Here is a 14,465-nt window from a genome sequence, read left to right as displayed (position 1 = left end):
TTTCAGATATAAAGCATTGAAAGATCACACCTTTACAAATAATACGCCGCAACCCAATGTAAAAACGCATGAATGCACAAAAAAAACACTGAATGCTAAAACATCAAAAAATGCTATTATCCGCTACCTTAGTATCAGGCACCTATAATTTTAAGGACGAGGACATTATATGGATCAGGCTGGGATTATTCGCGATCTCCTTGTATGGCTGGAAGGTCATCTGGATCAACCCCTGTCGCTTGATAATGTTGCGGCAAAAGCGGGCTATTCCAAGTGGCATTTACAGCGGATGTTCAAAGATGTCACCGGTCATGCCATTGGCGCATATATCCGTGCCCGACGTCTGTCGAAATCCGCCGTGGCGCTACGCCTGACTGCTCGCCCAATCTTAGACATTGCGCTGCAATATCGCTTCGATTCACAGCAAACCTTTACCCGTGCGTTCAAAAAGCAGTTTGCTCAGACACCTGCGCTCTATCGCCGCTCGCCGGACTGGAGCTCCTTCGGCATGCGTCCGCCGCTGCGCCTGGGTGAGTTCACCATGCCGCCGTATGAGTTTGTCACGCTGCCTGCCACGCCGCTGGTTGGGGTAACCCAAAGCTATACCTGCAAACTGGAAGAGATTTCCGAATTCCGTCAGCAAATGCGCGTACAGTTCTGGCAGGAGTTCCTGGGGAATTCGCCGTCTATTCCGCCGATGCTTTACGGCTTGCATGAGCCGCGTCCGAGCCTGGAAAAAGACGATGAGCAGGAAGTGTTTTACACCACGGCGGTTACGCCAGATATGGCTAACGGCCACCTGAATAATTCGCATCCGGTGACGCTGGAAGGCGGTGAGTACGTGATGTTCACGTATGAAGGTTTGGGGACGGGGCTACAGGAATTTATCCTCACGCTTTACGGCACCTGCATGCCGATGCTCAACCTGACCCGTCGTAAGGGCCTGGATATCGAACGTTTCTTCCCGCAGGATGAAGCGCGGGATCAGGAGCCGCCAATTCAGTTGCGCTGCGAATACCTGATCCCAATTCGTCGTTAACGCTGTAATTCGTCTAACGCAGGGGCGTCGAGATGTGAGACGTCGCCTGCGGTTTCCACCACCCATCCCGACGCAAGCCAGGCACTCTGCTGGTGATCAACCCGCGAAATAGAGCAGTTACGCAGACGTAGACGGCGTTCAGCATACGCGGGCAGGCCGAGAATGGTGCTCACCAGGCAACCCAGCGCGATACCATGGCTGACCAGCAGCGGACGACTTCCCGGCGGCAATTCCAGACAGCTTTGCAGTGCGCTGTGCATGCGCTCGCTCAGTTCCTGCATCGACTCCCCTTCCGGGATACGGCCATCCGGCGTACCGTTGACCAGTTGACGCCGCCACGCTTCTTCTTCCGCCGTTAACGTGTCGATATGGCGCTGTTCCAGCACGCCCATATTCAGCTCACGCAGACGCGGGTCGGCGATCACTTCGCAACCGCAGGCATCAGCGATGATCTCTGCGGTGCGACGGGTACGACCCAGATCGCTGGTGATGATATGGGTGATCCCCAGTGAGCGGACGCGATCGCCCACTTGCTTTGCCTGATCCTCACCTTTCTGGGTGAGCGGACTATCAGACTGGCCCTGAATACGCCGTTCGGCGTTCCACTGCGTTTCGCCATGGCGAACAAGGTATACCTGTAACATGTCTTTCTTCCGTATACTGCGGTGATGTTAAATCTTATGAGTTGTTCTGATTATGCACAATGTTGTCACAGCTACCACCAATCCTGCCAAAATTCAGGCAATTCTTGCTGCATTTGAGCTGATCTACGGTGAAGGATCCTGCCATATTGACGCTATCTCCGTCGACACTGGTGTGCCTGAACAGCCGATTGGCAGTGAAGAAACGCGCGCTGGCGCACGAAATCGCGTGGAGAATGCACGCGCCGTGCGCCCGAATGCCGATTTTTGGGTGGCAATTGAGGCGGGTATTGATGAAGGCAGTACCTTTAGTTGGGTGGTCATTGAGAGCGCAAATCAGCGCGGGGAAGCGCGTTCCGCCACCTTGCCGTTGCCGGAAGTGATTCTCGAAAAAGTGCGTGAAGGGGAAGAGCTCGGCCCGGTCATGTCACATTATACCGGAATCGATAAGATTGGCCGCAAAGAGGGCGCTATCGGCGTGTTCACCAAAGGCGCCCTGACGCGCAGCAGCGTTTATCATCAGGCGGTGGTGTTAGCGTTAAGCCCGTTCCATAACGCGATTTACGGGCAGCGCGCGTAAGTTTGCCGGATGGCGGCTGGCGCCTTATCCGGCCTACGGACCGTACCAGGCCTGATAAGCGTAGCGCCATCAGGCGTTGTTCACCGTTTTCGGCAGCGTCTGCTCCAGCCATTGGCGCAATTCGGCAGGGGCAGATTTCAGGCTGTTCGAACCGCGCGTAATCGTGGCAATACCTGCGCCCAGCTCTGACTTCAACTCACGCTGGCTCATCTCACCACGCAGTAATTCTTCAATAATGCGCACGCGCGTGCCCAGCGCTTCGCGTTCGTCAGGTGTCATAATTAAGTCGAGTAAAGGCAGTGCGTGCTCGTCAGCATAGGCCAGACGTAGCAGCTCAACAAAGCGAAGCCATTCCTGATGCCGCTGTTCTGCGACGGAGGCTGAATAAGGGGATTGTTGGGTCATAGTATGCCGCCATGTTATGGCGGATGGCGCAGGGCCATCCGCTGTATGTACTCTTCAACGAGTACAGCATAACATAGTCACTGCGGATCAGTAACGGCGTTGCCACTCGCTATCGCTAAAGATCGCCTCTTTTTCGCCCATAAAGTGACGATAGTACGCGTCATACGCCAGCACGTTCTTCACATAGCCGCGCGTTTCCGAGAACGGGATGCTCTCAACAAACGCGACAGGATCAATTCGCCCGGCGCTGTTGCCAAGCCAGGTGCGCACGCGCCCCGGGCCTGCGTTATAGGCGGCGGAAGAGAAGATACGGTTGTTACCAAACTGCTGGTAAACGTATTGCAGATAGCTGGTACCGATGTTGATGTTGGTTTCCGGGTCCAGCAACTGGTTCTGATTACTGTAACCTGGAATATTAAACATCTGCACCGTGTGCGTCGCCGTACCCGGCATGATTTGCATCAGGCCACTTGCCCCTACCGGAGATTTTACTTTCGGGTTCCAGGCACTTTCCTGACGCGCAATCGCCATCGCATAGCTTTGCGGAATGTCTTTACCGGCGGTGTAACGCACGAAGAGGTCGTTATAAGCAGGCGGGAAACGCTCCTGCAGGTTATCCCACAGCTTACCCGCGATGGTCGCCTGTACGCTGAGATCCCACCAGCGTTGGTCAAACGCGTAGCGCGCCAACTGGGCCTGCTCGTTCTTCGTGCGGCTGCTCACCAGGTTCGCCCATTCGCTGCGCGCGGTGTTATCCATATCCCAGTACATCAGTTCACGCACGCGCGCCATTTCCGGGCCGTTCACCAGTAGCGGCGAAACGGTGCCCTGTGGGCCTTCGATGCGTAAGGTGTAATCTTCACCCAGGCGCTGCGCCGCCACCATCGGGTAGAAGCCGCGCTGGGTCATTAAGGATTTAAAGATCTCTTTCGCTTCGTCATCGCGTCCGCGTTCCATCAGCAGATCAGCCTGCCAGTAGCGCCATTCATCTTTCTCTTTGGCATCCATCGGCAGGCGCGCCAGCCAGGTATTCAGCCCACGGCGATCGCCGGAGCCCAGCGCCATACGGACCCGACGCTCAATCAGCGACGTCGACTGAGAACGCATAATGGCGTCGTCGCGCCATTTTTCCTGCTCAGAAGTGACATCATTGCCCATCAAACGCCAGGCAACGATATCGCGCAACTCCTGGGTTTGATCGTCATTAAGCTTCTGCGCCTGTACCAGAGACGGGATCATCAGACGCGCGTTTTCCGCATCCTGACGCGCGACGCTGCTAAACGCCACCGCCGCCATCGAACGAGTAAAATCGGTCGCGCCTGTGGTGCGTGCAAAGGTCAGCACGTTGTTGGGATTGTTCGCAAGGTCGGTCACCGCCAGCGAAATGGTTTGATAATCTGACGGCATTTGCGAGGCCAGCACTTTGACCAGCGACGTATTGCCCGCTTTCATCGCCAGGCGAATTCGTTCAAGATAGGCGAGCGGGTCCTGTGTGCCGGATGAACGCCAGGCGCTGAACAGTTTGTCGCAGGCATTTGGCTGGCTTTTACCCGTCAGCCACAGTTCTTTCGCCCCGTCCCAGGCCTGCTGGGTTTCGCCAACGTTATATTTGGCGTAGTAATAGTTACACTGCGCTTCGGTGGTGCCGGGTTTATCCGGGCTGAAGGCCAGCAGACCGCGCCAGTCTTCGCGTCTCGCCAGTTCATTTACAAAGCGGTTTTTGAGCGTTCGCGCCGGCGGCAGCGTCGGGTTATCACGCACAAAATTGGTGACGGTAACGGCAGGGGTGTTCATCAAATCGCCGGAAATCTGACGATATTCCAGGTAAGGATAGAGCGGGTATTCCCGCAATGTTGGCATCAACTGGCCCACGACATCCATCTGTCGGTTATCCCAGGCCTGCTTAATCTGCGAATAGCGACTACGCTGTTCGTCCAGTGAATCCGCGTGAGCCAGGTTGTTAAGTGACAACAGGCAAACACTGGCCGCTAACACGCGCCACGCCATGGATTTGGCTTTTTTCACACGATCTTCCTCTAATCAATCACATGTTGCAGCTTCATGCCGCGTATAAGATATCTATTTCATGCTAACCACACATGAAGCAACGCGCCACGTTCTGGACACATTTTTACGCTTTTATCACGTTAACCGCCTCGCTGGGATTAACGAACGAAAAAGGCTACACTTCGGCTTTGTATACTTACCATCAAAATAAAAGAGGCGAAGTCCAACGTGGCTCAATTCGTTTATACCATGCATCGTGTCGGCAAAGTGGTTCCGCCGAAACGTCATATTCTGAAAAACATCTCGCTGAGCTTCTTCCCTGGCGCAAAAATCGGTGTACTGGGCCTGAACGGCGCCGGTAAATCTACGCTGCTGCGCATCATGGCCGGTATTGATACCGACATCGAAGGTGAAGCACGCCCGCAGCCAGGCCTGAAGATTGGTTACCTGCCGCAGGAACCTCAGTTAAATCCGGAACATACGGTTCGTGAATCCGTTGAAGAAGCGGTTGCCGAAGTGGTTAACGCGCTGAAAGGTCTGGACGAAGTCTACGCCAAATATGCCGAACCGGATGCCGACTTCGATAAACTCGCCGCTCAGCAGGGCAAGTTTGAAGAAATCATTCAGGCGCATGATGGCCATAACCTGAACGTTCAGCTGGAACGCGCCGCCGATGCGCTGCGTCTGCCGGACTGGGATGCCAAAATCGCCACCCTTTCCGGTGGTGAACGCCGCCGCGTCGCGCTGTGCCGCCTGTTGCTTGAAAAACCAGACATGCTGCTGCTCGACGAACCGACTAACCACCTGGATGCCGAATCTGTCGCGTGGCTGGAACGCTTCCTGCACGACTTCGAAGGGACCGTTGTGGCAATCACCCACGACCGTTACTTCCTCGATAACGTGGCGGGCTGGATTCTGGAACTTGACCGCGGCGAAGGTATTCCGTGGGAAGGTAACTACTCCTCCTGGCTGGAACAGAAAGATCAGCGTCTGGCGCAGGAAGCTTCTCAGGAAGCGGCGCGTCGTAAGTCTATCGAGAAAGAGCTGGAGTGGGTACGTCAGGGCGCGAAAGGCCGTCAGTCTAAAGGCAAAGCGCGTCTGGCCCGTTTCGAAGAACTTAACAACGTTGAGTACCAGAAACGTAACGAAACCAACGAACTGTTTATTCCGCCAGGAGCGCGTCTGGGGGATAAAGTGGTTGAAGTCAGCAATCTGCGTAAATCCTACGGCGATCGCGTACTGATTGACGACCTGACCTTCTCGGTACCGAAAGGCGCGATTGTCGGTATCATCGGCCCGAACGGCGCGGGTAAATCCACCCTGTTCCGCATGATGTCCGGTCAGGAACAGCCTGATAGCGGTTCTATCACGCTGGGTGATACTGTGAAGCTGGCGTCCGTTGATCAGTTCCGTGACGCGATGGATAACAGCAAAACCGTGTGGGAAGAAGTCTCCGGCGGGCTGGATATCATGAAGATCGGCAACACCGAGATGCCAAGCCGCGCATACGTTGGCCGCTTTAACTTTAAAGGTGTTGACCAGGGTAAACGCGTGGGCGAGCTGTCCGGCGGTGAGCGCGGTCGTCTGCACCTGGCGAAACTGTTGCAGGTAGGCGGCAACGTCCTGCTGCTCGATGAACCGACCAACGACCTGGATATCGAAACCCTGCGCGCGCTGGAAAACGCCCTGCTGGAGTTCCCGGGCTGCGCAATGGTTATCTCGCACGACCGTTGGTTCCTTGACCGTATCGCCACCCACATTCTGGATTACCAGGATGAAGGTAAAGTGGAATTCTTCGAAGGTAACTTTACCGAATACGAAGAGTACAAGAAACGCACGCTGGGCGCAGACGCGCTGGAGCCGAAGCGTATTAAGTACAAGCGTATTGCGAAGTAATAATGAAGATGCGCCGCCCGTTTTCACGGACGGCGCGGCAAGAAGGCGCTTATTAGCCAGACTCGATCAGCACCGAAAATGGCGGGGAAAACTCCCCGCCACCGGTTAGCTACTTACCAGATTCGCAAGCCAAAAACGCGGCGACCTCCCTGTGTTCATCTCGTATTCGCAATTCGCAAAGCGACGAGCGAGTCAGATAAGTGAATATTAATAGCGTTACACACACTATAAATACGCACAACACAAGAGTATCGCGTTGTTTCATGGCCTTCTTCTCCTTGCCTACTGGCAGGTAAGAGGCTATCCTGATGTTGTCTAGGCATCAGATTAGGCCTCGTGGGTGAATGTAAATTCCCTTCGGGGCTTTTCTCCTTTTACCTCACTACATCTTCAAATATCGCAACATGAGGCAAAAAGCCTCAAGCGCCTCCGTGATTATATTCTCCACAGCGTAATTCACCACTGATATTATTCACATACATCAAACGCATAATAAAATGAATCACATTCACCTTACGGTTATTATCAATAAAACAAATACAAATAAATCCACAGCTCAAATATCATTACAAACATTCATTGCAATTTTGTAATAACAAGATTGAGATGGCAGATGGTCTATGCTACAAATAGCGGCACCAGAAGGAATTGCGCCATATATTCAGCTAATCTAGTTTAGCGAATTAATCATTCGCGCTAGTTATATTCAGCATGCGTTAAAACCATTCACCATCGACATTAACAAAGGATTGATATGTCTATTATTTATAATTCCCACTGTTATTCCCAACGTCATCACCATTAATTATTTATTTGACGAATATATTTTAATTAAATCGCGTTCGGAATTATGAAAACTAATCACGTGTTTATAACTCATCTCTTTCAGCGTTTGAAAATTTGTCGCCAGTGTGCCTGCGCGCTACCGTTCCAGCGCTATCTTGCGCATATTTTTATTACCGCACCAATGGCATTGCTTTTGATTTATCTGGTCATTTTTAGCCAGCCGCGCTACATGAGCGAATCCAAAGTGACCGTAAAACGCCCCAATGAAATTGACAGTTCAAGCCTGAACGTTGGCCTGCTGCTGGGAGCGTCGAACCCGTCGTCGGCGGAAGATTCCCTCTATTTAAAAGAGTACATCAACTCGCCCGATATGCTGATGGCACTGGATAAGCGACTCAACTTCCATCAGGCATTCAGCCAAAGCGGTTGGGATCTCTTCTTCCATCTTCCCGCTGACGCCACCACCGAAGAGTTTCTCGACTACTACCGCAGCCGGATTTCCATCGCTTATGACGAAAAATCGGGCCTGCTGAATATTCAAACGCAGGGCTTCACCCCCGAGTTTGCTCAGGCCTTTAACCACGCGGTGCTGAAAGAGTCCGAGCGCTTTATCAACGAACTTTCCCATCGTATTTCGCGCGAGCAGATGCAGTTTGCAGAAGAAGAGCTGCGCCAAACCCGCGAGCGCCTGAACGAGAGTAAAAAGCGGCTCCTCGCCTATCAGAATAAAAATAACGTCCTCGACCCGGCGGCCTCCGCTGAAGCCGCCACTACGCTTGTGAATACGCTGATAGCCAAAAAAATCGAGATGGAAGCCGACCTGCGAAATCTGTTGACCTATTTACGCGCCGACGCGCCGCAGGTGGTGAGCACTAAAAATGCCATTAAAGCGTTGCAGGCGCAGATCGATGAAGAGCAAAGCAAAATTACCGCGCCGGAAGGGAAAAAACTCAACAGCATGGCGGTCGATTTCGAAGAGATAAAAGGCACCGTGGCCTTTGATACCGACCTCTACGCCCTGGCGCTGAAAGCCCTTGAGAAAACGCGCATGGAAAGCGCGCGCAAGCTGAAAACCCTGTCAGTTATCAGTTCGCCACAGCGCCCGGAAGAGTCCTCATTCCCGAATATTCCTTATTTATTAATCAGCTGGTTACTGGTGTGCGGCCTGCTGTTTGGCACAGCCAAACTGCTGCTGGGCATTATTGAAGACCATAAAGACTGACGGCCTGAGCCATTTTTAACAGAGTGCATTATGAAATTAGCTAAATCCGTATTTCTGCTCGTTTTACTACACGCCGGGCAGGCGCTCGCGACAGGCGTCACCGCCGACCCGGAACTGACCGGCGCCGCACCGTTATCACCGCTTATCAACGGGCAAAAATCGCCTGCGGTGAACAACGGTTTTGATAATACGCCGCCGATGATGGAAGCCCCGGCATTAAGCCGCATGTTCGGCGCCCAACTGTTTAACGGCACCAGCGCCGACAGCGGAACAGGTATCGGATTTAACCCGAGCTATGTCATTTCGCTAGGCGACACCATTCAGGTGCGACTGTGGGGCGCGTTTAACTTCGACGGCGCGCTGCCGGTCGACCCGAAAGGCAATATCTTCGTGCCAAATATCGGGCCGCTGAAAGTTGCGGGCGTACCAAACGGCCAGTTAAATGGCCTGGTCACCGCGAAGGTCAAAGAGGTATATCAATCTAACGTCAACGTTTACGCCTCGCTGCTCCAGGCACAACCGGTGAAGGTATTCGTGACTGGCTACGTCAAAAACCCCGGCCTGTACGGTGGCGTGGCGTCCGATTCTCTGCTCTCCTACTTGAGCAAAGCAGGTGGCGTAGACAGCGAACGCGGCAGCTATGTTGATATCGCCATTAAGCGCGGAAAATCAATGCGATCGCGCGTCAACCTGTATGACTTCCTGCTTAACGGTACGCTGAATCTGTCGCAGTTCTCAGACGGCGATACCATCGTCGTGGGCCCGCGCAAATACACCTTCAGCGTGGATGGCGACGTCTATAACAGCTACGACTTTGAATTCGCCAGCAGCGCTATTTCGGTAGAAGAAGCGCTAAGCTGGTCGCGGCCAAAACCGGGCGCAACCCACTTCACCATCGTCCGCCAACAGGGCACGGTAAAACGCACGGAATATTATCCGCTGAGTGGCGCCGCGGGCCGCACGTTGCAGGATGGCGACAAGCTGATCGTCAGTTCTGACCGCTATGCCGGCACCATTCAGGTGCGCATTGAAGGCGCACATTCTGGCGAACATGCGCTGGTACTGCCTTATGGCGCAAACATGAAACAGGTGCTCGCACAGTTGCGCCCGAACAGCATGTCGCAGATGAACAGCATTCAACTTTACCGCCACTCAGTCGCCATTCGGCAAAAAGAGATGCTTACTCTTGAGCTGCAAAAGCTGGAGCAGGCATCGCTCTCTTCCCAGTCATCCACGCAGGAAGAAGCACAGCTTCGTATGCAGGAAGCACAACTGGTGAGTCGTTTTGTGGCGAAAGCACGTCAGGTGGTGCCGAAAGGCCAGGTGGTACTGAACGAGAAAAATCTCGACTCCGTGCTCCTTGAAGATGGCGATGTCATTAGCATTCCGGAGAAAACCTCGCTGGTTATGGTGCACGGCGAAGTGTTGTTTCCGAATGCCATCAGTTGGGAAGAGAAGCTTGACGCTGATGAATACATCGAGAAATGCGGCGGCCTGACGCAGAAATCCGGTCAGTCGAAAATCATCGTGATTCATCAGGACGGTTCTGCGGTGGATGCGGACGATGTCGGTGCTCTGGTGGCAGGTGATGAAATTATGGTTCTGCCGAAATACGAGTCGAAAAACATCGAAGTGACGCGTGGTATCTCCACCATTCTTTATCAACTGGCTGTGGCGGCGAAAGTCATTCTGGATATCTAACGCACGAATGCAGGGAGCATTATGATCGGCGTCTATTCCTCGGGGATTTGGAAAATCCCCCATCTCAGTCAGTTACTCGGCAAGCCGTGTCGTAAGCTGTCCGTAAGCGGTGCCATTCCCAGCGACATTTCCGCCATCGCCGTTTGGGGAATGAAAGACAACACCACGCTGCCCGCCGCCAAAGCGCGGGCGGCAGATTTACCGCTGCTGCGCCTGGAAGATGGCTTTATTCGCTCGCTCGGGCTGGGCGTAGAGGGGCATCCGCCGCTCTCTATCGTGGTGGACGATCTTGGGATTTATTACGATGCCAGCCGTCCGAGCAGGCTGGAGCGGCTCATCCAGAAGGAACGTGAAGAAAACACCCACGCCGTTGAGGCGCAATCGGCCATCGACCTGATTGTGAGCGGCGATTTATCGAAATACAACCACGCGCTGCCCTTCCCTGCTGCCGCGCATGACAAGCCGGTTGTGCTGGTTATCGACCAGACACACGGCGATGTGTCGATAACCCTGGGCGGAGGGGCGGCGCAAAGCTTTAGTAATATGCTGACCGCCGCCTGTGAAGAAAACCCGGACGCCGAGATTTGGGTCAAAACGCATCCCGACGTGTTGAGCGGTAAAAAGCAGGGGTATCTTACCGACCGTTTGAGCGCCCCGCATATTCGTTTACTGGCACAGGACGTTAGCCCGCAGTCGCTGCTGCGCGTTGCGAGCCGCGTCTATACCGTGACGTCGCAATACGGCATTGAGGCGCTGATGGCGGGGAAACCGGTCACCTGTTTTGGCCTGCCATGGTATGCCGGTTGGGGGCTAACGGACGATCGTCATCCGCTGGCGGAGTCATTAACCGACAGACGCGGACAGGCGACGCTGCTACAACTGATTGGCGCGGCGCTGCTGCGCTATCCGCGCTATCTCGATCCTTACACCAATAAACGTGGCACTTTGTTTGACGTGCTGCACGCGCTCCAGTTGCAACGCCAGCACATGATTTCGCGCAGTGGCCACCTGTGGGTTCCCGGCCTGACACTGTGGAAGAGCGCCATCATGAAAACCTTCCTCAAAACGCCGGAAAACAACCTGAACTTCGATAAAAAGTCGCCCGCTGCCACCGCCTGCGTGGTGTGGGGGGTAAATGGCGAGGCCAAATTTAGCCAGGCTGCCCACGCGCAGAACCTGCCGGTTTGGCGAATGGAAGATGGTTTTCTGCGCTCCAGCGGGCTGGGTTCCGACCTGCATATGCCGCTGTCGCTGGTGCTGGATAAAACGGGGATTTATTACGATGCTCGCCGCGCCAGCGACCTGGAAACGCTGCTCAATCAGTCAATACTGCGCGACGATGAACGCGACCGCGCACTGGCGCTGCAGCAGACGCTGGTCAGCAGCAAGCTCAGCAAATATAACCTCGGTAAAGGCTGGCAACGACCTGAAGCTGCCAATGGAAAACGGCTGCTGCTGGTGCCCGGCCAGGTGGAAAACGACGCCTCCATCGCCACGGGCACAATCGATATTCAAAGCAACCTGGCGCTGTTACGCACCGTGCGCGAACGCAATCCGTCGGCATTCATCGTTTACAAGCCGCACCCTGACGTACTGGCAGGTAATCGCCCCGGTCACATCGATACCGACGAAATGACCCGCCTGGCAGACTGTGTAGCCATGGATGCCGACATTATCGACTGTATTACCGCCTGCGATGAGCTGCACACCATGACTTCGCTTTCCGGGTTTGAAGCGCTGATGCATGGCAAAACGGTTTACTGCTACGGCCTGCCGTTTTACGCCGGCTGGGGGTTAACCCACGACGAACATACCTGCCCACGGCGCAACCGTACGCTCACTCTGGCAGACCTGATTTATCAGACGCTGATTGTTTACCCGACGTACATCCATCCGCAGGAGAAACGCCTACTCCCGGTGGAAGAAGCGGCGGCATGGCTGATGGAGCAGACAAGGCCAGAAAAGAAATCGCACCGTATTACGCGGTGGATGCGCAAGGGCGTGAATCTTTATCGGGTGAAATTTAATTAGCGAGGGCTGCGGCATGGACAGCACAGCAATGAGCAAATTACTGGCGGGTAAGCGCTATCTGCTTTTACAGGGGCCGATGGGCCCGTTCTTTGCCGACCTGGCCGACTGGCTGGAGAGCAAAGGCCGCGAAGCGGTAAACGTGGTATTTAACGGCGGCGATCGCTTTTACTGTCGGCATCGCCCGGTGCTGCAATATGACCAGACACCCGCGCATTTTGCCCACTGGTTGAAGGAGACGTGGAAAACTTATCCCTTTGATACATTGGTCTGTTTTGGTGATTGCCGACCGCTGCATCAGGCTGCGCGTCAATGGGCGCAAGCCAAAGGTCTGCGTTTTCTGGCATTTGAAGAGGGATACCTGCGCCCGCACTTTATTACGCTTGAAGAGGGCGGCGTAAACGCCTACTCCTCCCTGCCGCGCGACCCGGAGTTTTATCGCCAACTGCCTGAACTGCCGCCGCGCAATATTCAGCCGTTAAAACCCTCGACGCGCTTACGCTACTGGCACGCGACCTGGTACTACCTGCAAGGCTGGTTTCATCGTCAAGACTACCCGCTTTATCGTCACCATAAGTCTTTCTCGCCGTGGTATGAGATGCGCTGCTGGGTCCGCGCCTGGCGACGTAAGCACTGGTATGCGTTTAAAGAGCGCGACGTGCTCCCCCGGTTACAGACACAGTTAGATAAACGCTATTATCTCGCCATTCTACAGGTGTATAACGACAGCCAGATCCGCAACCACAGCGGCTATGCCGACGTGCGTGATTACATTAATGACGTGATGTACTCCTTTGCCACCAAAGCACCCGCGACCAAGTTTTTGGTGTTTAAGCACCATCCGATGGATCGCGGGCATCGTTTGTATCGCCCGCTAATTAATAAGCTCAGTAAGAAATACGGCATTCGCAACCGGGTGCTGTACGTGCACGATCTTCCGATGCCGGAGATGCTGAAGCACGCTAAGGCGGTGGTGACAATTAACAGTACGGCGGGCCTGTCGGCGTTAATTCACAACAAGCCGCTGAAGGTGATGGGCGATGCCCTGTACGATATGAAAGGCTTAACGTATCAGGGGCATCTGCATCAGTTCTGGACGGCGGATTTTCAGCCGGATATGGGGTTGCTGGCGATCTTTCGTGGTTATCTGCTGGCGACTACGCAGATAAATGCGGTGTTTTATGGAGGGCTTTATTCAAACAAACCATTCACTATAAAAATAAACAATCCTCTAAATATACAAAATTCATCCCATCAGAAAAACAACATTGAAACAAAACTAAACAATAAAAGTCATTCATAACCTTGATAAAAAAGTATAATATCAGCAAGCCGCCCGTAATTAATATTATTTATTGACTATGCTCACATCTTGATTATTATGATTATCCTCCTTAGCCCTCTTATAAGGCCAACATCATGATAACCATAACAGATATAAAAAATTACAGAGACGAGCTTGGTAATATCATTTACTATGATGGCCCAGGACTAACTAATGTCAAAGTAACTTTTTATGGACAGAATAATAAACTACACATAAACAAATTTTCTAAAATTAAAGACGTTGCTTTACGTTTTGACTGTAACAATGGAACCTGTCACATTGGAAAAAATGGCTTCACAGGTCATATTAGAATAGGACATGAATGCATTGTTGACATTGGAGACAATGTATCATGCACAGATAAGTGTTATATCTCAACCGCAGAGCGTTCAAAAGTGAAGATTGGCAATGATTGCATGATTGCATCATCAGTCGAAATTCGATCAGACGATGCGCATCCAATATTTGATATAGAATCAGAAAATCGAATTAACAATTCTGAACATATAATAATTGGCGAGCATGTTTGGATTGGTGCCCGTGTCACTTTACTTGCGGGCAGTATTATAGGTAATGGCAGTGTCATTGGTTTAGGTAGTATCGTTAAGGGATGCTTCCCTAATAACGTTATTATAGCTGGTATCCCTGCAAGGTTGATTAAAAAAGATATTGCATGGGAGCGCCCACATCTTAATTTAACCAAACCATATATTAAGGATAATGCATCAGCAATTTCCAAATCTAGTTATTGGAATAAAACACTAGATATAAACTTAACTGAATGACATTAATGAATCATATTGATGTTTAGTAAAATTCTATACACTTACACT

At 52.7% G+C, this 14,465-nt stretch carries 12 protein-coding genes and 1 pseudogene; 8 read left to right on the top strand and 5 right to left on the bottom strand.

Features of this window, described 5'->3' with window-relative positions; translation table 11 throughout:
• Positions 1-169: 169 nt before the first annotated feature.
• Positions 170-1,039, top strand: coding sequence for an MDR efflux pump AcrAB transcriptional activator RobA (robA, locus tag F0Q32_RS10470; RefSeq protein WP_149463008.1), 870 nt, complete (start codon positions 170-172; stop codon positions 1,037-1,039).
• Here robA and gpmB read toward each other — a convergent pair.
• A complete protein-coding gene (gpmB, locus tag F0Q32_RS10465; protein ID WP_015966010.1) occupies positions 1,036-1,683 on the bottom strand; it encodes a 2,3-diphosphoglycerate-dependent phosphoglycerate mutase GpmB in 648 nt (215 codons plus the stop codon). The genes robA and gpmB overlap by 4 nt on opposite strands.
• A 52-nt stretch (positions 1,684-1,735) precedes the next feature.
• Between gpmB and yjjX the strand changes: the two genes are divergently transcribed.
• Entirely contained in the window at positions 1,736-2,260 is a 525-nt protein-coding gene (yjjX, locus tag F0Q32_RS10460; RefSeq protein WP_149463007.1) for an inosine/xanthosine triphosphatase, read from the top strand.
• 69 nt (positions 2,261-2,329) lie between these two features.
• Here yjjX and trpR read toward each other — a convergent pair whose 3' ends face one another.
• Together trpR and sltY are read right to left on the bottom strand one after the other, a co-directional pair.
• Entirely contained in the window at positions 2,330-2,665 is a 336-nt protein-coding gene (trpR, locus tag F0Q32_RS10455; RefSeq protein WP_015966012.1) for a trp operon repressor, read from the bottom strand.
• An 87-nt stretch (positions 2,666-2,752) separates the two neighbouring features.
• Complete coding sequence (gene sltY, locus F0Q32_RS10450) at positions 2,753-4,690, bottom strand: murein transglycosylase (RefSeq protein WP_149463006.1); 1,938 nt, start codon at positions 4,688-4,690, stop codon at positions 2,753-2,755.
• 210 nt (positions 4,691-4,900) lie between these two features.
• Between sltY and ettA the strand changes: the two genes are divergently transcribed.
• A complete protein-coding gene (gene ettA, locus F0Q32_RS10445) occupies positions 4,901-6,568 on the top strand; it encodes an energy-dependent translational throttle protein EttA (protein ID WP_149463005.1) in 1,668 nt (555 codons plus the stop codon).
• A 109-nt stretch (positions 6,569-6,677) separates the two neighbouring features.
• On the opposite strand, the gene F0Q32_RS10440 is transcribed toward ettA, so the two are convergent.
• Together F0Q32_RS10440 and F0Q32_RS26520 are read right to left on the bottom strand one after the other, a co-directional pair.
• Positions 6,678-6,833: a type I toxin-antitoxin system Hok family toxin gene (locus tag F0Q32_RS10440; RefSeq protein ID WP_149463004.1), complete on the bottom strand. Its 156-nt coding sequence runs from the start codon at positions 6,831-6,833 to the stop codon at positions 6,678-6,680.
• Positions 6,799-6,891, bottom strand: a pseudogene (locus tag F0Q32_RS26520) (DUF5431 family protein); the annotation flags it as partial. The gene F0Q32_RS10440 and the pseudogene F0Q32_RS26520, both read right to left, overlap by 35 nt.
• Before the next feature lie 548 nt (positions 6,892-7,439).
• Between F0Q32_RS26520 and F0Q32_RS10435 the strand changes: the two are divergent.
• The 5 genes from F0Q32_RS10435 (at position 7,440) to F0Q32_RS10415 (ending at position 14,417) form a co-directional block, all read left to right on the top strand.
• Complete coding sequence (locus F0Q32_RS10435) at positions 7,440-8,576, top strand: capsule biosynthesis protein (protein WP_255475275.1); 1,137 nt, start codon at positions 7,440-7,442, stop codon at positions 8,574-8,576.
• A 30-nt stretch (positions 8,577-8,606) separates the two neighbouring features.
• A complete protein-coding gene (locus F0Q32_RS10430; RefSeq protein WP_149463003.1) occupies positions 8,607-10,277 on the top strand; it encodes a polysaccharide biosynthesis/export family protein in 1,671 nt (556 codons plus the stop codon).
• Positions 10,278-10,298: 21 nt separating this feature from the next.
• Positions 10,299-12,308 (top strand): capsular polysaccharide biosynthesis protein, encoded by a 2,010-nt coding sequence (locus tag F0Q32_RS10425; RefSeq protein ID WP_149463002.1) that lies wholly within the window; start codon positions 10,299-10,301, stop codon positions 12,306-12,308.
• A 13-nt stretch (positions 12,309-12,321) separates the two neighbouring features.
• On the top strand, positions 12,322-13,608 hold the full coding sequence (locus F0Q32_RS10420; protein ID WP_149463001.1) for a capsule biosynthesis protein: 1,287 nt from the start codon (positions 12,322-12,324) through the stop codon (positions 13,606-13,608).
• Positions 13,609-13,724: 116 nt separating this feature from the next.
• Positions 13,725-14,417: an acyltransferase gene (locus F0Q32_RS10415; RefSeq protein WP_149463000.1), complete on the top strand. Its 693-nt coding sequence runs from the start codon at positions 13,725-13,727 to the stop codon at positions 14,415-14,417.
• Positions 14,418-14,465 lie beyond the last annotated feature (48 nt).

The sequence above is a fragment of the Pseudocitrobacter sp. 73 genome (assembly GCF_008369545.1).
Classification (GTDB): Bacteria; Pseudomonadota; Gammaproteobacteria; order Enterobacterales; family Enterobacteriaceae; genus Pseudocitrobacter; species Pseudocitrobacter vendiensis.
The sequence above is the reverse complement of the archived record's forward strand: the minus strand, read 5'-3'. Positions and strand labels throughout refer to the sequence as shown.

Coding starts and splice junctions, on each gene's coding strand:
- robA (WP_149463008.1), top strand. CDS start 170: ATGGATCAGGCTGGGATTATTCGCGATCTCCTTGTATGGCTGGAAGGT.
- gpmB (WP_015966010.1), bottom strand. CDS start 1,683: ATGTTACAGGTATACCTTGTTCGCCATGGCGAAACGCAGTGGAACGCC.
- yjjX (WP_149463007.1), top strand. CDS start 1,736: ATGCACAATGTTGTCACAGCTACCACCAATCCTGCCAAAATTCAGGCA.
- trpR (WP_015966012.1), bottom strand. CDS start 2,665: ATGACCCAACAATCCCCTTATTCAGCCTCCGTCGCAGAACAGCGGCAT.
- F0Q32_RS10440 (WP_149463004.1), bottom strand. CDS start 6,833: ATGAAACAACGCGATACTCTTGTGTTGTGCGTATTTATAGTGTGTGTA.
- F0Q32_RS10430 (WP_149463003.1), top strand. CDS start 8,607: ATGAAATTAGCTAAATCCGTATTTCTGCTCGTTTTACTACACGCCGGG.
- F0Q32_RS10425 (WP_149463002.1), top strand. CDS start 10,299: ATGATCGGCGTCTATTCCTCGGGGATTTGGAAAATCCCCCATCTCAGT.
- F0Q32_RS10420 (WP_149463001.1), top strand. CDS start 12,322: ATGGACAGCACAGCAATGAGCAAATTACTGGCGGGTAAGCGCTATCTG.
- F0Q32_RS10415 (WP_149463000.1), top strand. CDS start 13,725: ATGATAACCATAACAGATATAAAAAATTACAGAGACGAGCTTGGTAAT.